Origin of the sequence: Paenibacillus sepulcri (assembly GCF_042647105.1) — a bacterium.
GTDB lineage: Bacteria > Bacillota > Bacilli > Paenibacillales > Paenibacillaceae > Paenibacillus_Z > Paenibacillus_Z sepulcri.
The window spans coordinates 6,487,624-6,505,419 of record NZ_JBHRUP010000001.1 but is presented as its reverse complement, the minus strand read 5'-3'; the positions used below and the strand labels follow the sequence as shown (position 1 = coordinate 6,505,419).

The window sequence follows — 17,796 nt, the reverse complement described above, 5'->3', positions numbered from 1 at the left end:
GCTTTTTCCTCCTTTACACTGAAATCAATTCGTACATTTGCCCGTAGGTCCGGCCATCGGTGAAAAACAACCGGATAAAATCCTGTTTGCCCACCTCAACGGGAGGCAGGATGGTTTTTCCCGCCGGGAACGGCGCGACAAAAGGATACAGCATCCCATCCTCTTTATTTGCGGGGTAACCGCCCTGCTTCTTGACGTAGCAGAGCACGTCCTTCGCGATCGGAACTTCGGTCGTCACCTGAATTTGAATCGTTTTGAATTTTCTCAAAAAACCGCCTTTATCCAAGAGCGAATAATAAATTTTAGCCTTGCCGGCACTGATTTCGATACTGTTCCCGCCGTCAGCCTGCCGGATAAGCTGCGGGCCGCCGCTCCCTTCCCGGCAGGCAAATACCGTAAGGACATAACGCCCGATGCCTTCCAGGCGGCTGTGATAGCCGTTGTTCGCTTTATATTCCGCCCTCGTGTACAGCTTTACGTTTCCTGTGTCCCCTGCTGCGGATTCCGCCTGCTCGGCAGGGGTCTTCCGGATGTAAACCGCATCGATGTCCCGCGGCCAAATCCAGCGCAGCGTGAAGCGGTCCTCCTCGACTGTGCGGGTCAAGCCGCTGATGACCGGAGAACCTTCCTTCGCATCGGTAAACTGCATCTATTCCGCCTCCCGCATCAATTAAAATCCATGGCTGCGGCTGTCCTTCGTCCGTCCGCCCATGCCCGCGGCGGGAATGTCGCGGCTGCTGCCTTTTCGTCCGCCGCCCCGCGGCTTGGTGCCGTTATTCTCGCTCACCGGAACAACGAGTGTAAATAAACCGATGATGGCCGCCAGCACAAGCACAGCGATGAACCGCCAGAAACCGTCCGTGAATGCCTGCCCGGACAAGCCGTTATCCAGAATAAAACCAGCCAGCAGGCCGCCGGCGAGCCCCCCGCTGCCGAAGCTTACCGCCAGGAAGCGGTTGTCGAACAGCAAACCCAGCGAGATTCCTACGGCTGCTCCAATAATGCCCAGCGACAAAATACGCAGCAGCGTGTAAAACGTATTATCCGCCATCGTATCGGTCCGTTCTGTCAGCAGCGTCCGGTTGTCGATTTTATCGTATATATTTTGGAATACGAGAGCGAGTCCGCTTGCTTCCGACACATCGTAATAGCTGCCGCCGGTGGATTCCGCTATTTGCTGCAGCAAAGCTGAGCCTCTGGCATCAACAACGCTGAGACCCACCGTATTGACGGCAATCTGCTGCTCTTGATAGGCCGCAAGCTGCTGGTCGATATTGGATTCGCTGAAGCCGTCTGACAGCAGAATGACCAACGTGCCGCGTTTGGCATTTTCCTTGCCCTCGATTGTCTTCATTGCCTCCGTCAGCGCAAGGCTGAAATCCGTTCCTCCGTCAGTTGGCTTGAGCGAATCGATTACGGCATTCACCGAATTCTTCTCGTCCTGCGTGTCCAGACTGACAAAGGGCTGGATCAACTCAGCGGTATTGCTGAAGGCGACTACAGCCACCCGGTTATCGCTGTCCATATTGTTGATCAGCTGCTTCGCTGCCGCATACCGCTCGTTGTCCGGATCGGTCTCCAGCATGCTTCCCGAATTGTCGACGACCAGCACAATATCCTTCACCTGCTTCACGCCGCCGAATTGCAGCCCGTAAAGCAGCTGAAGCAGGCCGCCGACAGCAAACAGCAGAATAAGGGTAGCCGGGACGAGCAGCTTCCAGGATAAGTCGGTATAGCGCTGCCGCCAGGAAGACCCGTTCAACCGGGGCGCGATCATTTCCGCAAGCAGGCAGGCCAGGCCGATGCACAAGGCCAGAACGCCAAAGTAGAGGCCAATGACGATAAAGCGCGGCCAGCTCTCCAGCAGCCCCCCCAGTATCACTTCACCGAACGCGAATCCGATTGCGCCGCCGATTATGCTGAACAACAGGAGAAGCATATTTATTTTTCGTTGCATGATGACAGCACCCTTTCACTTGCTAGTGGACTGCGATTATCGATATATACCGGTCAGCGGAGCTCAGGCAGAAGAGACGGATCAAGCGTGTGAAATTCATACCCATTCTGCAAATAGGCTTCATAATACACCTTGCCGTTTCGATAATACATCAAATCTTCCAAATGAAAGCCGCCCATAATATTCAATTTTTCCACCCCGCTGCTGCGCTTCTCGTGCACACAGCCCAGCTTGTAGATCCGTGACGTTTCGTCCACGCTAAGAGCATAACGGATAAATTCGCTCTCCCGGTCTCCAAACAAATATTTCTCCTCATAACGATGCTGATGCGTATAATCAAGCAGACGGATATGAATTGCCGCGTTATCCTCCAGCGTCCGGTACAGCCGGTGGAACAGCTCATCCCTCGATACAGCCTGCTGATTATGATAGGCAACAGATACGTTCGCCCGCTGCAGCAGCTCCTCCTCGAAGGTCTGGGCAAAGGGCTCGGCGGTCAGGATGTGCCTGCGGCATATACCGGTCAAGCGCTCTATAAACGCGTGTTCTCCCTGATCCAGAAGCTCCATTACACGGCCCACGAGCCGCTCCTCGAAGAATGCCCCTGCGCCGCGCTTCTCTTCGATATCCTGCATGACGCTGCCGGTTACCCGCTCGTAATAATCGAAAATATTCTGCCCGATATAATCATCCGCCAATTGGATGCTTTGCTGCGCCGCCGCATGAAACTCTGCTTCCAGTGCGGCCATTCGAACAACACGGCTGCGGTATTCCTCGTGCAGACGCTCCAGCTCGCCTGATAACTTCCGGTACACGGCCAGTTCTGTCTCCAACCGCAGCAGCTGCCACCGCAGACGGTAGACCGTATCGAAAAAAGCATGTATAAAGGCACGTAAATTATGTTTGTCCATGAATGGAAGCCGTTGAAATTTCAAATCCTGGGCACGTATTTCGCGGGTGCGGTCAAGCTCCTCCCGGGCGAGATCGATTTCCCGGACCAAATCGCGCTGCCGGGCGCGAACCGCCTCAAGCACACTGCCGGTCTCATTCTTCTCGTCGGTCCATTCGGACACCTGAAAGAAGCTGATCTGCGGATGCTCCTGCATATTGCGGCTAACGGCGCGCCGCAGCTCTTCCCCGGCCTTTATTAACCCGATGCGCTCCTCGGCCGGCCGGGTGAAATGCTTGCGGAAGAAGTCCGCGCAGCCGTCGCCGAACAAAGCCTCCTCGGCCTCGCGCAGCGACATGCGCCGCAGCTGATCGTACCGGATGCCGCTCGTCAGGAGTCCCGTCATATCGGCGAGCTGATCCTCGTCTGGAACGAGGTCGGCCATCCGCGTCTCTATCGCAGCCGCATCCAGTCCGAACAATGCCAGCTTTTCCTTCATGCCTGGATCAGGCGCGCTCTGCAGCCGCACCATGATTTGCTTGAGAAAGTGGTACAGCACATTTAAGGCAATCGAATAATTGGGACGCTTGACCTTGGCCAGTCCCGCCGAGACGAAGCCCTGTCTCCCCGATTCGGCCATCAGGCTGTTCCTGAAGGACGAATTATTGTAGCTTGCGTCATGAGACTGGACCTGCGCATCCCTTCTTTTTCTGTTTTTCAGCAGCAGCATATGGCAGATGATCTCATAGTTATCCTGCATTCCATTAAAGGTCGAAATGCCCCGCTCGTTGCGGTCGGATAACACATAAACAAGATCAAACAGCGGAGACGGCTTGTGAATTACCGGGATTGTCAAGCCGTCGCCGGTCACCTGCAGCCGCGCGGAGTATGCGTAATCCGGCCGCTGCATCCCTTCGAGCTCCCGCAGGAAGCTGATTCCCGCCGCGCTGGCATAGCCGAACGTCTCCGACTGCTCCCGTTCGCTAATCAATGCGTACAAATCCATTTGCACCGATTTGAACAGCTGCAGAAAAATCGACTGCGCAAGCAGCGATATTTCCGGAACAAGCACGTTTAACGGATCCTCCACTCTGGTAATAACGGCAAGATGAAGGCGGTCGAAGGAGGCGTACAAGCGGCCGTAATCCGCAATCGTATCGCTAACCTGCCGCAGCGCCCGGTTGAGATCGTCCAAATGACGCCCAGCCTCATGGAAAGCGGCTCCGATATCCTTGCGCTTGGTGCGGTTATCCCGCTCACCCGCCGCTACTCCGGATAAGGCAACCCGCATAACCTTGGGGTCGGATCGGCCATGATCAGCTTCACGGTATGCGGATGCGGGGTTTGCCTCATTCCCCGCCCCCAAGCTGTCATTCGTCCCGCTTGATGAAACATGGAAGTAAATAACGCCGGCATTGTTATCCCATTTCAGCTTATTCGAGCGGATCATCGGTTCAATCGCATGCCCCGCCTCATCGCCGATATATAGAAATACGGTGGGATAGTAAATGCTGCTCTGATCATCCTCAAGGCCGCTGAGCTGCTGCTCAGCGGCCGAATAGTCGGCTGCGAATCGATCCAGCAGGGCTCTCATCGCTATTTCAGCTTTCTACGGATTTCATTAAGCTTTGTCGTCATTTCTTTATAAAACCGGTGCATCTCCTCGCCGTTCGCAAGCTCCACCTTCTCATATTCGAGACGCTCGCGCGCGTCAAGGAATGTGCCCAGCAGCTCCTCCAGCTTGGCCAGCAGCTTTGAAGTATCCTCCGTTGCCGTGAGCTCCGTTACACGGCGCGCCGCCTTGCGCATAAGCGTGCTGCGGTTCTTCTCATCAAGCTGACGGAAGCTTTCGAACACCTCATGCTCGACATAGCTGCTGCTCTTCATTAAATTAGCGAAAGGCGCCCAGGCTTCTTCCTCGGGCTCGCGGTCGTATACATAAAGCGCGCCCTTCCTGATGATCGTCTCCGTATACAGCGCCTCGATAAACTGATCGAGCCATTTTTCCTCATCCTGATGCTGATGAAGCAGCTGCTCAAGCTCCTTCGCCTTAACCGAAATGGACTCGTACTTCGCCAATTCCTCGCGCACCCGTCCCAGCAGCTCCGGTGAACGGATCAGATTTTCCTGCGCAAGCTCCTCCGTGAAGCTTCCGAATATATCCTTCGCCGCTTCGGGCTCCAGCCCCTCGGACAGCAGCCGGTTCAGCTCGTTCAGCGCGCGTTTGACCTCACCCAGATTCGGCTTTGCCGCATCCAGCAGCATATTAAATGGTTTCAACGCATCCGCCAGCTGAAAAGGCTTCGTGAAACGGACGGAGTATCGGCTGCTTGTGTTGTTGTCGATGCCCTTCTCCTCAATGATCCGGTAGCCCTCCGCTTTGGCAAACTCGGCCCGCACCCTTGCATTATAGCTTCTCACGCGTGAATTGACGTACGTATCCCCCCAGGATTTCTCGGGAATCGGCGACGGCAGATACGTCCAGTTGACCCGGTCGGTCTGCACCAGATGGCGTCCGATGCCTTCCTTGTCCAGAATAGTCCGTTCATAGCTTTCCTCATATACCTTAAGCGGCGTATAAACGAACAGCGGCACGCCATTTCTCGTATTCAGCCAGAAAATCCGGTTTTTGACTTCGCTTTCCTTGATCGTGAAGTGCGATTTGCCGATGGAGTTGTTCTGATAGTTCCGAATCCCCCGCAAAATGCTCGGCGCCTGCAGCGGCACCGACACGAAGCCCCATGACGGCACATGCAAATTGCCCGAGCTGTTGCTTAAGTGGAATACCGGCACGGCCTCTTCATCCAGCTTGCTCGCGATATGGCGCTCGACGAATTTCTCGATCGATTCATCGTTTCCATATTTCATGACGAGGAATTCTTCCATCGATTTTGTAATGAGGTCGCCGAATTTATCGGTCAGAAATTCCGAGATCGAGCTGACGATATCGATTTCCTGCTCCTTCACCCACAGATTCGAATGATCCAGCAGCTCCTGCGTAAAGTCGCGGATCAGGTCATCCCCGTCCTTCTTGTCCATCAAGCGGCTGATCACATCGGAAATGTCCGGCACGCCGACGATATTCCAATAATAGGTTTTATTCCCTTTATGGTCGGCTTGCTCTTCCCCGTTGGTGAGAATGTCGCCGTTCTTGGCAAAGATCGAATTAAGCACATTTAAAATTTCCGTAAACACGTTGTAAATCCGGTTGTTTTCATTATTCAACAGCTGGTGCAGATCCTCATAAAATTCTATCAGCTGCTCCATTCGCTCGACATCGGCATGCAGCCAATACTCGTTTATTTTCGCTTCAATATAATTGTTCTTCTTCTTGTCCTTGGACACGAACGCGCTCTTCGCATCGCCCATGCGCTCCTCGGCCTGCTCTCTGGCCGCTTCAATCTCCCGGGGAAGCCGCGACAGCCCTTCGCGAAGCGTCTCAATATAGGAAAGCAGCATCTTCAGCAGGCAAAAGCCTTTCTCGGTGTGCAGAAGACGGGATACGTAGAACGGCCCCTGCTCCGGGTGAAGGAAGGTACGGCGGATTTGATCGGTAAATTGCCCGACGATTTCGCCCGGAAGCTGTTTCTTGGCTTTGATGTATTCCTCGCGCGCGCGGGCCAGGAAGTTCTGCTCCAGCTCGGTATCCATGTTCACGGCTTGCATTTTGATCACGTTGTTGTAGCTTAGACGCTCGCTGTTCTCGAATCCCGGCAGCGGCTCCGGCACACGCGAATCGAATGTCTTCATCATCGTATCCAGATCGATTCCAAGCTTGCGGGCAAATTTCTCCACGTCATCCTGGCTTGGCGCCTTCTCGAACATTTTGTCCATTTTATTGAAGAGCCTGTAGGCCAAATAGGTCGTCATTTCCTCGATTGGCAGCACCGCCGATGAAGCTCCGATGATGTTGTAATCGTAATTAGCAGGGTACATCTTGTTCATTTGGGCGATGTTCGTCCGGATGTTGCTGATATAGTCATGAATGGCGAATTCTTCGCCGGACTGCTTTTCCTCGCTGGAGATAAAGTTCGTAATATTCTCCGCCGTCACGTTCATGCAGTAATCGTAGGCATTCTCCAGCAGCTTGCCCTCCGCGTTGGTGGCAGAGATGAGATGGCATAGATTAAAGGGCGGGAGCGGCGAATTGACGGTCAGAATATTGCCGTACTGCTGCTTGAACCGTTCTCCGCGGCTGTCCACATTCATCCAGTAATCCAATTCCTTCAACGCGGCATAACCGTTCTTCTTGATGTACTCGCGCGTATGGTCGCTCAGGCTCTTATTGGCAAGATTAATGTCCGGCGTAAACAAATAACCAAGTGTGTTGACCCGGTCAATGCCTGCAGCTCCGTGGTCGCGCTCAATAATTCCTCTGACGATATATGAAATATCAAGGAAGCAGCCGCTGCCCGTTCCGCCGGACAAGCCTGTAAGCAGAAAGACCATCAGCTTCTTGTTCGTGCCGACGGACAGCGTCTTGATTTTCTTGTCGATGCTCTGCACGACCTGGTTGATCTTCGTAAACAGCAGCAGACGTCCTGCCTGGCGTACGCCCGCCGCGCCGTTCATCCCGTCGGTAATGCTCAGCTCCGGCGACAGCCAGTCGGTAATGTACGGCTCCAGTATACTGCGGTTTTGCAGCAGTCCTCCAACTTCCGCATTAGAGAGCAGCACGAATTCGTTAATGGGATCCAGTCCGATCCCTTTATACTTTTTATTGCGGTCCTGTTCATTCGTTTCGAAGGCAAGAAATTCCACATTGTCGGGCTTATCGCGTTTTCGCTTGGAAACCGGATCCTCCGGCAGCTTGAAGCGGCGGTTAATCTGATATTTCAGGCGCAGCAGCGCATCAATGCCGGTACCGCCGAGTCCAATAATCAAAATCGGGTTGTCGATCGTGTCTACCCGGATTTTCTCGCTGACAATGCCACCGCCGAGCGAAACGTCAAGCTGCTGTATATGCTCTCTTACGATTGGTTTCATTCTTTACTACCTCCTGGGCTCTATTTATACGAGATATTCGATGAATATCGTTTTGTCCACCTGCGTCAGCGTCACCGTAATGCGGTCGCCGCTCTTCATTTCCAATGCGCGGTCCGCATCGACGGCGCGTCCCGATTTCTCAATCGTGCAGGAGGAGGCGTTATGCAGCATGATGCGGTCATTGCTGCCCGGTTTGAAAATCACCTTTTCGGTTTCCTTCAATTCAGGCGCCAGCTGCAGCAGCTGGTGGAGCAGCAGCTTGCCCTTGAAGGCTGACAGCTTCTTGTACTGCGGCGACGTTTTGTCGCCTGTGTTCTCATCCCGGATTTCAATGACGAGCTGTCCGACAAAGCCGCGGTTCGCCTGCTTCAAGAGCCGCAGCACGTAATAAGCTGCCGCAAGCAAAACCGCCAATCCGATGACACCTGCTATGACAGGCACCATGGGGAATGGCTTCCCTGCCTCATCTGCCGGCTTGACCGGGTTCGTTTGTCCCGCTGCCCCCTCTTTGGCCGTAATGGCAACCGCATCGGTCTCCCGGAAGAAGCTTTCCTCCTCGGCCCTTACCTTGATTTCATAGTCATGCTCGTCGGCGATTTTGTAGGTGCCTTCGAAATGATCGCCAGCATTGTCCATCGGGATCTCCTCGGACTTGCCGGTGTCTAAATCTTTAACGAGCAAAACTGCTTTCATGTTGCTATATTGTGCCTGATCCTCCAGTTTTTGTCCGCCGCTGACCAGGTAAGAGTTGAATGGCACCTCATCGCCCTTTGAATAGGCGGTCGAAGCAAGCGGGTCCATCGCCAGGCTCAAATCATAGTTGAAGATAAGATTAATGTCGATTTTATCGCGATTAACCCCCTTAACCTGCAGCGTCCAGTCGCCTTCTGAAGGCTTCAGCAGCTTGATTAAGGAATAGCTTTTTGACTTTGACAGCAGGACATTATCCGAAGGAATCGCGATGGCTTTGCCGGACGGGTCGACCAGCTTCGCCTCAACCGGCTGGGCGGACATAATGGAAATATTCGCTTCCAGCACATTCGCGTTGGGAACGGAAATCTTCACGTTCTGGTAGCTCCCGTCAGCGGTAAACGAATCGACCGGAACGACATTCAAGTCGAGATGGCTGGCGAAAATTTCGCTTAATATTTGCGGCAGATCATCCGCCGAATCGGTTGAGAACGACTTGCCGCCGGTTTGATCCGCTATCTTGGCCAACGCTTCCTTGTTTAATTTCCCGTCAGCGTTCAATCCGATCGTATAAACCGGTACGCCGCTGTCGTTCGCTTCTTTGACGGCTTTCTGCATATCCGCATCGGACTGGGCCTGTGTTCGGCCGGAATTATCATCAAAATCGTTATTGCCGTCGGCAAGCAATATAATCATCGGCTCATGACCGGGGTCGGCTCCGTCATCCAGAATTTGCATGGCTTCCTTGACTCCGACGGATACGTCCGTATAGGCGCCGCGGTCCAGCTGGTCGATAAAGCCCTTCAAGCTCTCTTTATCTTCTGACGATTGAATTTCCAGTAAAGCTTTCTCGCGCTGGATCTTGTCGGTATAGGCCACGATTCCAACCTGATCGCCCTGCGCCGACAGCATGTCGATGAACATCTTCATCGCTTCGTTGCCGATTTTGCCCGGATCGCTCGCGCTCATCGAATTGCTTACATCGAGCACCAGCACCGCGTCGATTTGAGAAGCGCCCTGCGCCGCATGGACCGTGGACAGGCTGCCCAGCGGCAGCATCAGCAGAACAGCCGAGACCATAATAAGACGGCGTGAAAAACGTTTGAGTTGACTCATATAAATGTACTCCTTTGCGTTAGCGCGAATGGGTCTCGCAATCTAGTTCAATAGTAACGGTTAGTATCTGCTCCCAGTATAATGATATACTATCAAAATAAGTATACCTGATAGATTCCAGGAAATCACTTTTACTGTATGAGAGGAACAACACATGGTTACATACGCCTCCCTTGGACTTTTGTTTCTTTTTGTCGTTATCAAAGCCCTTATCTACCGTTCGCGCGTGAGAAAAGCCCCGTCTCCCGAGCAGTTGAGCAAGCTTGTCTTTTCCATTCTGAGAAGCAGCGGGCAGCGTGACCGCGAATGATGAAGAAGCTTCCGGTACGACTTAACCCTTATATTAAAACACGCTATCCTTATTCTAAGCTTAAAATATGCCGCCGCTGCAATTATTTTACCGTTCTGGGAGACGCAGAATGCCCGGTATGCGGCAAAACCGCCCTGCAAAGCGTCGAGAAGAGAGCTGCCGCGATGCTGCAGCGCTCGATCTGGAGCGTGCGAATCATTATACTGATCATCATGCTCGCCGGCTTGACGTTGAGCGAATCCATGATGCAGAGCGGTCTGCTCGCTGCAGGAGGCCTGCTGCTGCTCGCTGTACTCTGGATAGTCCAGAGACGGTCGGCCTCTGCCCTTCTGCTCTGGCAGCTGGAACAATTATTTCATAAGGAGGCCTATAGCCTCTTTGCCGGCCTTGTTCATGACCGGGAGTCGGCCATCAAGGTGTTTCACAGCGGCGATAAACCGCTTGCCTATGAAATGCTGCGTGAAATCGGGGCGCTCGTTCACACCGACCAGCTGCGGGCCGAGCAAATATTGCTGCTTCAATCGTTCGTGCTGCGCAAGGATATGGACCTTATGCTGGACCCGCTCTTGATGGACCATTTTAACCCCGATCTTGTCGAATATATTGGCGAGCTCGCGAAAATCAGGCGGGACCTCCTGAAAGAAAATACGTTCAGGTATATTTTACTGCATGAGGCCCAGATTCTGAAGATGGAGCATGGCGAGAGCATCCTCACCGGCGTTGCCGGCGCCGCGGTCAGAATGAAGCGGTACATAACGCTTTATCCGTATTTGGTGCAGCGCTACGCGCGCAAGCTCCCCAGAGACCGTTTTCTGCGGCTTTACCGGATCATCCAGAGCAGCCCGCACGCGAGCCCCAGTCCTTTATATGAAGAGGTTATGAGCATTTATAATGAGAAGTACAAATGGGATGAGGATTTCCGGCACGCCAACAAGTAATGCGGCGTATAAATCAACCGGGCAAAGTGCAGGAATAACAGGAGGAATGAAAAGAGGCCGGCAGAAGACACTTGAACAGAGTGTCTGTCTACCGGCTTTTTTGGCGATATTTTAGTGCTGCTTCGCGTAAGAATATAACCTGGATACGATCATTGCGATTATTTTTGCAGTCCATCGTCACATCTTCTGGCGGAAATGCAGACAAGCCATCGGTGTGAAAATTGATCTGTAATTTGGAAAATTCTCAGCTCCGCTTATTGGTCTTTAGCGGAACGACATCGGCCGTTTCCAGATAGAATGTGAGCAGCCTATCCTTGAGGAAAGCTGCTGTCTCCTGTAACTCGGGATCGTCAATCCGGTTGTCCGTCTCCATGGGATCGCGCTTCAGATCATACAACTCATCGCGTTCATAATGACGTCTCACATATTTATAGTCGCGCGTCCGGCACATCACCGCTTTCGTATGCTCGGGACCCTCAAGCTGCTGCAGTCCGACACGAGGCCAATACAGGCCGGAAGACGTTCCCATCGATGTGCTCTCCAGCTCCATCGCCTGCGTCTCGCCAAACAGCCGCCCCCCTTCGGTGAACACCGCATCGCGGTGCTCGTCCTTCACTCCTGCCAGCACCGGCAGCAGCGAACGCCCGAAATGGGTGTGCTTTGGCGTCAATCCGGCCAGTGCTTCAACCGTTGCAGGGAAATCGATCAACTCGACCAGCGCCTCGCTGACGCGGGGCTGGATCTCGACTCCTTTAGGCGGCTTAATGACAAAGGGGACATTGGTGAGGCAATCCTCGAACGTGTTCTGCGTTTTTTCAACCAGTCCGTAATCGCCCGTAAAATCCCCATGGTCGGAGAAGAAGAACACCGCCGTATCATCGTATATCCCCGTCTCCTTGAGCGTATCAAGCAGCATTCCGAATTGATGATCCACCCGCGCGCACATACCGTAATAAGTGGCGCGCAGCTCCTGCCAGCGATCCTCTGTCCACCCCTGCAGCTTCTGCCGCTCGAAGATACCCTTTAGCAGACTGGGCTTCTTCTCCCAATCCGGCGCGGGCGTCCGCTTCGGCAGCTTGTCGCGGTCGATCAGGCTGAACCAGGGCTCTTCGACGCCATAAGGCGGGTGCGGATACAGCAGCGGCAAATAAATGCAGAGCGGCTTATCCTGCGGGGCATTTCGGATAAAGTCGATGGCCCCGAGTACATTCGCCCAATCGCCATCGTAATAAGCCTCCTCGTCCGGCGCCTTCTCCAGCTTACCGGCATAAAACGAGTAGTAATTATCACTCTCGGGATCGCCGCGCCACCCGTCGGAGAAATGCAGATTTGTCTCCGGCCGCGGCTTCTTCTCCGGCTGATACTTGATGTCGCAGTAAGCTTCGAACCCGTTCTCTGCTGGAACAAGATCATTTTTGCCGCCCCACCACACGGTATAGCCTTCGTCCTTAAGACTCTTCAGCAGTACCGGCTCGTCTTCCTGCATCATATGGAACATGGTGCGGTGTCCGCCGACATGAGGATACCAGCCGCTCATAAACGAGCATCTGCTTGGCGTGCAAACGGGATTCTGGCAGAACGCGTTGCGGAAGGACACCGCATCGGTCTGAACCAGCCGGTCCAGATTCGGCGTGACCGCGGCTATGTTGCCAAGATGGCCCATGACATCGGCCCGCCATTGATCGGGATTGAAGATGACAATATGCGGCTTTGCAGGCATATTCGTTTCCTCCTCGGATTTATAGGATTTTGGGGTCGCTTGGCCCTGATCCGGTTCAACCTTTGACCGAACCGGCAATGCCGTTGATGAAATAACGCTGGAATACAATGAACACGAGGATAACCGGTATCAGCGAGATCGCAGCCCCTGCAGCCATTCCTGTCCAATCGACGGTATTTTCTCCCGTGAAGGAGAACATGCCGACGGCCAGCGTCCGCAGCTCCGGCTTGTTCAACGTGAATATCAGCGGGACGAAGAAGGAGTTCCACGTCCAGATAAACTGCATGATTACCGTCGTGGAGATGATCGGCTTGGAGAGGGGAAGCATGATCTGCCGGAAGGTCCGGAAGAACCCGCTCCCATCGATCTCCGCCGATTCCTCCAGCTCCTTGGGAAGCGCGCGGAAATGTGCCGCATACAGCAGAATGAAGAGCACATGGGCGCCGGACGACTCGGCCAGAATGACGCCGGGCATCGTATTCAGCAAGCCGAGATGCTTGATGATCTGATAGATCGGAATAATCGTGTAGCCCTTCGGAATGAACATCGTTACCGTGAAAGCCAGTATCAGGAACCGGCTGCCCGGGAAACGAACCCGTCCGAGCGCATATCCGGTCAGTGCCGACAGCACGACGACAATAATAACCGTTGAGGCCGTAATAACTGCCGAATTGGTAAAATAAGTGGAGAAATGGCCGACCCGCCACGCGCGGGCAAAATTGTCCCACTGTGCCGCCTCCGGCAGCAGCTTGATGCCTGAGGCGATATATTCGGTATTCGTCTTCAATGAGGAGAAGATCATCCATACAAAAGGATAGACCCATAAGACGCCCAGCGCAAGCAGCAGCAGATGCAGCAGCAGATTCGGTCCGTGCTTGAATGCAGTTCGTCTCATCATCCGTCTCCTTCCGGTCCGCTGAGCAGCTTGTCGCTGCGGTCCCTGGCCGCGTTAGCCAGCCAGCCGAGCAGCAGGGTCAGCAGGAAGATCATCAATCCGAATACGATGCCTGCCGAAGAAGCATACCCGATCTGGGGAAAGCCGCTCGTATTGAAGGCATAGTCGTAGATATACAGATCCACCGTCTCTGTTGCGTAGAATGGCCCGCCTGCGGTCAGCGTCTTTACCAGGTCGAACACATGCATGCTGTTCACGACAGTAAGCAGCAGCACGACGGCGGCTACCGGCTTCAGCAGAGGCAGTGTGATATAACGCAGCACCTGATCGCTCCTGGCCCCGTCGATCTTTGCCGCCTCGAACACCTCGCCGGGCAGCGACTGCAGGCCAGCCAGCCAGTAGACCATCACCATGCCGAAAAATTTCCATGAACCGACAAGAATAAGCACGCCCATCGCCGTTCCGGCTTGACCCAGCCAGGGGACAGGCTCCGATAGAAGTCCAAGCCGCAGCAGCAGCTCATTGACCAGCGCATTCTCATTGCCAAAAATAAATTTCATGATAATGCCGACTGTGGATGCCGCGGTGACGACAGGAAGGAAGTAGATCGTACGGTAAAATACCTTGCCCCGGAACACAGCTTTATTGAGGGCCAGAGCCAGCAGCAGCGATGCCGGCAGCAAAATCGCCGTTGTCGCGCCAATATAAATCAGGCTGTTCCGGAAAGCATTCCAGAATGAGGAATCCCGGAGCAGCTTCGCAAAATTATCCCATGCGACAAAATTCTCCAGAGGGCCGATACCGCTCCACTCGTAAAAAGAATACACATAGCTCATCACGATGGGATAAATCGTAAACGCTGCAAAGAACACCAACTGCGGTAATATAAACAGATACGCCCATAAATACCGTACCCTTTTCCGGCGTGGAATCGAGGAGAAGGAACGATTCGGAGCGGCCTCGGCTCTTGAAATATTCGCATCAGCCGTTGTGGACATATGGCTTTACACCCCCTTTGTTACGGCGTAATAGCGTTATTATTGCACGGAGGATTAGAAGAAACGCCTTCACCGCTTCTGGCGGCAAAGTACGTATCTTCTTCCCTCAAAGAAAGCCGGCGATCCGCCAGCCCCCTCTTTCACTAAGCTTCTTCGGCGGCCGGCAAGTTTCGCTTACTTGGGCAGATTTCTGTATTGATCGCTTGTATACGGTGTGAATGGCGTCCAATTCGGGAATTGATAGTCCTGTTCGCCGATCTTCTGCCCGGATTGACTCACTTTCTGGATCGATTCCTTCAAAGACTGGTTATAACCCGCACTAAGCTGCGTAAGCTGGCTCTTCACATCCGTAATCTGGCCTGTCAGATAACCTTCGACAATTTTGCCGACATTCTCTTTTGGCTTCTTGCCGTTCAGTTCCGTATTGACCTGCACGGCCGCTTTATTGCGCGTATAAGGATGGGGCGACAAAATAAACGCCTTGTCTTGAATGTCCTGCGCCTGGAGAAACTGCGGATTGTCGACCTGGGTTGTCTTGTTCTGTTCGATAATCGGAGAACCCTCCACACCAAGCTTCAGCTGGTTTACATAGAAATGGTCCATATAGTAATTCAGAAACAGCTTGGCTTCCTCATAGTGCTTCGTATTTTTGCTGACATGCAGCGTAGCCTTCGTCTCTCCCTGGAATGCATAATAGGAGGGTTTTTCGTCTTTGGTCGGCAGTGGAGCTACGCCAAAATCGTTAAATTTGTTGTTCTGCTGAAGCTCCGAGGACAAGAACGTGCCGTCGATGATGAATGCGGCTTTGCCTGCGGCGAACAAGCTGGAGGCTTCGCGGTAATCGATGACCAGACTGTTCGGGTGAAGGAGCTTCTCATCCTGCAGCTTCTTGAGGAATTCGATCGACTCCACATAGCCCGGAGAGTCAAATTCATATTGTCCCGTCTGCAGATTGAAGCCGTCGTTCGGTACAACCTCCGGCTTGATCGCAGTCGCCATCTGGCCGACATATCCAGTGACAAGCCAATCCGTCTTGATTCCGAGAATCAGCGGGTAAACATCGCTCCCGGCCTGCTTGATCCTCTCGCCGACCTTCTCCAGATCCTCCCATGATTTCGGAACGTCGTTCTCTGTCAGTCCCGCTTGTGTCAATACGTCTTTGTTATAGTAGAGCATGTGCGAGTATCGGCGCGGGGTGAAGTGCGGCAGAGCGTAGACGCCTCCGTCCAGCGTCATATAGCCTTCCGTCCAGGTCCCCTCATAGAACTGCTGCTTCCGTTCCTCCGTAAGCACATCATCGAGATTGTGGATGAGTCCGAGACGGTTCAATTGATCAATAGGCACAGATGTGGAATTGGCAAATATATCGGGCAGACTGTTGCTGGAAATCGCAGCCTGCAGTTGAGTTGTATACTGTGATGAGACGATATCGGGAAAATCCACGTGAATATTGGGATAATCCTTCTCAAATTCAGCGATCGTCTGTTCGATCGCCTGCTTGGATTCGGGCCAGCGGCTCCAATAGGTAATCGTGACAGGGTCTTTCGCTCCCGGGTCGTTCACGGCGGATGCACCGGACCCGGACTGCCCGGTATTATTGGAAGCACAGCCCGTCAGAAGCAGAATAATGGCGGCAACCGATGCCAGGATAACGAAGGCGGTTTTCTTCATGATGATATTCTCCCTTGCTGGAAATTTGTATTCGTCTTCCGCTTCTCCGGTAGTCCAGTCGCCAAGCGATAGCTTACTTTTCTGATCAATTAACTAGGTTTAGTAGCCGTACGGGTCTACGTCTTCCGCTTGATCTTCCTCCTATGATTATAGAGGCATGCGAGGGCTGATAACATCGGGAATTATTTAGCACTGCAGGTGAATTTTTTAGCGGGGCTTGCCGGTACTGCCGTGATGCTTGCGGTATTCTCCCGGCGTCATGCCAAAAGCCCGTTTGAACAAATGGCTGAAATGCCGCAAATCCGCATATCCGACAGCCGCAGCTACTGCCGCCACGGAATCGTTCCGGTTCAGCAGCAGGAAACTCGCCCTGTTCATCCGCCGATCCACCATATAGCGGACAAAATTGACGCCGATGCGCTGCTTGAACAGTCTGCTGAACGTAACGGGATGAATGCCTGCGCGGGCAGCCGCTTCCTCAAGCGACAAGCCCGGGCTCTCCCCGTCCTCCAGCAACTGAATGATCTCCTCCCACGTGGCAGCCCGTGATCCGCTCTCCGCCTTCTTGCCCGGGGGCAGATATTCCAGCAGCGTCCCGCGCAGCCAGGCCCGCAGCTCCGGCCAGGCCCGCTTGGGCGCTATGTCAGCCGCCCGGTCCCGGACCGGTCCCGCAAATTGCGTTTCCGCCGCTTCTCCCAGCAGGCCTTCGTCCAGCAAAGACAGCAGCTTCGCGCATTCCCGCCTTAACAGCTCGACTCGAAGACCCTCCAGGGCATTCAGCCATAAGTCGGCCGATCGCTCCAGCTGCTCCTGGTTCGCTTCCTTCACCGCATACAAAATCTGCCGACGGGCCTGGTTTGCTTCCGATGACACCTCCTTCACAGGATTTACCGCCAGATCCGGCTGTACGCCAAAGAAAATCTTCGTCTCCCAGCTGGAATATTCAGCCGACCATATCTCCGGGAATTCCTCAGTCCGAAAGAAGACAGTTCCTGACGGATTAGATGCCGATGAAACGATAACCGCCTCGCCAAACTCGAAGGCAATCGTCCCGATAGGGGATTCTCCCCCGCTTGGACCAACAGCTTCCCCGCCCCCCGCCGACTCGCGGAATTGTATGGTTTTGCCGACACGCTCATCGAACCAGAGCGACAGATTGCCGCCATGAAAAACAGGAGAGACCGCAGATGACCAGGCAGATTGTCTCAGCAGCCGGCCAAGCTGCTCCGCAAATCGTCCAAACATACTTTCGTATACCTGACTGGCCAGCCGCCTCATCTGCCCCCGGTCAGCCGGTTTGAGCATATAATCGAGAGCGCCCCCCTGGAGCGCGGCCCGCGCATATTCGAAATCCCCGTACCCTGTCAGCACAATGACTTCCGTTCGTGGTCTGAAGCGCTTCACCGCCTGCAAGATCGCCAGTCCATCCATTTCCGGCATGCGGATATCGACAAACAGAAGATCAGGCTGCACGGCGAATATCTTGTCCAGCGCGCTTTGTCCAAACCCGACATCGAACACCTCTGCGTAGGGATGGCAGTCCCGAAGCTTATGAATAATGCCTTCCCGAACCTGTTTCTCGTCATCAGCCACGCAAATTCTCATGAATGACCCTTCTTTCGCTGA

The 17,796-nt window shown here is 53.7% G+C and carries 12 protein-coding genes; 2 read left to right on the top strand and 10 right to left on the bottom strand.

The features are described from left to right. Window positions 1-13: 13 nt before the first annotated feature. From ACFOLF_RS28300 to ACFOLF_RS28280, 5 genes are read right to left on the bottom strand one after another with little or no spacing between them, the layout of a single operon-like run. On the bottom strand, window positions 14-649 hold the full coding sequence (locus ACFOLF_RS28300) for a beta-mannanase (RefSeq protein WP_210037328.1): 636 nt from the start codon (window positions 647-649) through the stop codon (window positions 14-16). A 21-nt stretch (window positions 650-670) separates the two neighbouring features. Then, complete coding sequence (locus ACFOLF_RS28295; protein WP_210037327.1) at window positions 671-1,957, bottom strand: vWA domain-containing protein; 1,287 nt, start codon at window positions 1,955-1,957, stop codon at window positions 671-673. A gap of 53 nt (window positions 1,958-2,010) precedes the next feature. Further along, window positions 2,011-4,440, bottom strand: coding sequence for a transcription initiation factor TFIID (locus ACFOLF_RS28290; protein WP_210037326.1), 2,430 nt, complete (start codon window positions 4,438-4,440; stop codon window positions 2,011-2,013). 2 nt (window positions 4,441-4,442) lie between these two features. Continuing rightward, entirely contained in the window at window positions 4,443-7,832 is a 3,390-nt protein-coding gene (locus ACFOLF_RS28285) for a tubulin-like doman-containing protein (RefSeq protein ID WP_210037325.1), read from the bottom strand. Window positions 7,833-7,856: 24 nt separating this feature from the next. After that, window positions 7,857-9,638, bottom strand: coding sequence for a vWA domain-containing protein (locus tag ACFOLF_RS28280; RefSeq protein ID WP_210037324.1), 1,782 nt, complete (start codon window positions 9,636-9,638; stop codon window positions 7,857-7,859). Window positions 9,639-9,792: 154 nt separating this feature from the next. On the opposite strand from ACFOLF_RS28280, the gene ACFOLF_RS28275 reads away from it, so the two are divergent. Continuing rightward, a complete protein-coding gene (locus ACFOLF_RS28275) occupies window positions 9,793-9,948 on the top strand; it encodes a hypothetical protein (protein WP_210037323.1) in 156 nt (51 codons plus the stop codon). After that, window positions 9,945-10,886, top strand: coding sequence for a hypothetical protein (locus tag ACFOLF_RS28270; protein WP_210037322.1), 942 nt, complete (start codon window positions 9,945-9,947; stop codon window positions 10,884-10,886). The genes ACFOLF_RS28275 and ACFOLF_RS28270 overlap by 4 nt, the downstream gene beginning before the upstream one ends. Window positions 10,887-11,130: 244 nt before the next feature. Here the strand turns inward: ACFOLF_RS28270 and ACFOLF_RS28265 are convergent, their stop codons facing one another. From ACFOLF_RS28265 to ACFOLF_RS28245, 5 genes are all read right to left on the bottom strand, one after another. Further along, window positions 11,131-12,606: a sulfatase-like hydrolase/transferase gene (locus ACFOLF_RS28265; protein ID WP_210037321.1), complete on the bottom strand. Its 1,476-nt coding sequence runs from the start codon at window positions 12,604-12,606 to the stop codon at window positions 11,131-11,133. A 55-nt stretch (window positions 12,607-12,661) separates the two neighbouring features. Next, a complete protein-coding gene (locus ACFOLF_RS28260; protein ID WP_379112848.1) occupies window positions 12,662-13,504 on the bottom strand; it encodes a carbohydrate ABC transporter permease in 843 nt (280 codons plus the stop codon). After that, entirely contained in the window at window positions 13,501-14,499 is a 999-nt protein-coding gene (locus tag ACFOLF_RS28255) for a carbohydrate ABC transporter permease (RefSeq protein WP_210037320.1), read from the bottom strand. Before ACFOLF_RS28255 ends, ACFOLF_RS28260 begins: the two co-directional genes overlap by 4 nt. A gap of 174 nt (window positions 14,500-14,673) precedes the next feature. Continuing rightward, a complete protein-coding gene (locus ACFOLF_RS28250) occupies window positions 14,674-16,170 on the bottom strand; it encodes an ABC transporter substrate-binding protein (RefSeq protein ID WP_210037319.1) in 1,497 nt (498 codons plus the stop codon). Between the two features lie 207 nt (window positions 16,171-16,377). After that, the gene (locus tag ACFOLF_RS28245) at window positions 16,378-17,775 is read right to left on the bottom strand and encodes a response regulator transcription factor (protein ID WP_210037318.1); all 1,398 of its coding nucleotides are present in this window, start codon (window positions 17,773-17,775) and stop codon (window positions 16,378-16,380) included. Between the last annotated feature and the right edge of the window lie 21 nt (window positions 17,776-17,796).

Excerpts from the sequence above, each read along its gene's own strand:
- ACFOLF_RS28300 (WP_210037328.1), bottom strand. The coding sequence starts at position 649 with ATGCAGTTTACCGATGCGAAGGAAGGTTCTCCGGTCATCAGCGGCTTG.
- ACFOLF_RS28270 (WP_210037322.1), top strand. The coding sequence starts at position 9,945 with ATGATGAAGAAGCTTCCGGTACGACTTAACCCTTATATTAAAACACGC.
- ACFOLF_RS28255 (WP_210037320.1), bottom strand. The coding sequence starts at position 14,499 with ATGTCCACAACGGCTGATGCGAATATTTCAAGAGCCGAGGCCGCTCCG.
- ACFOLF_RS28290 (WP_210037326.1), bottom strand. The coding sequence starts at position 4,440 with ATGAGAGCCCTGCTGGATCGATTCGCAGCCGACTATTCGGCCGCTGAG.
- ACFOLF_RS28285 (WP_210037325.1), bottom strand. The coding sequence starts at position 7,832 with ATGAAACCAATCGTAAGAGAGCATATACAGCAGCTTGACGTTTCGCTC.
- ACFOLF_RS28275 (WP_210037323.1), top strand. The coding sequence starts at position 9,793 with ATGGTTACATACGCCTCCCTTGGACTTTTGTTTCTTTTTGTCGTTATC.
- ACFOLF_RS28260 (WP_379112848.1), bottom strand. The coding sequence starts at position 13,504 with ATGATGAGACGAACTGCATTCAAGCACGGACCGAATCTGCTGCTGCAT.
- ACFOLF_RS28280 (WP_210037324.1), bottom strand. The coding sequence starts at position 9,638 with ATGAGTCAACTCAAACGTTTTTCACGCCGTCTTATTATGGTCTCGGCT.
- ACFOLF_RS28295 (WP_210037327.1), bottom strand. The coding sequence starts at position 1,957 with ATGCAACGAAAAATAAATATGCTTCTCCTGTTGTTCAGCATAATCGGC.
- ACFOLF_RS28265 (WP_210037321.1), bottom strand. The coding sequence starts at position 12,606 with ATGCCTGCAAAGCCGCATATTGTCATCTTCAATCCCGATCAATGGCGG.
- ACFOLF_RS28245 (WP_210037318.1), bottom strand. The coding sequence starts at position 17,775 with ATGAGAATTTGCGTGGCTGATGACGAGAAACAGGTTCGGGAAGGCATT.
- ACFOLF_RS28250 (WP_210037319.1), bottom strand. The coding sequence starts at position 16,170 with ATGAAGAAAACCGCCTTCGTTATCCTGGCATCGGTTGCCGCCATTATT.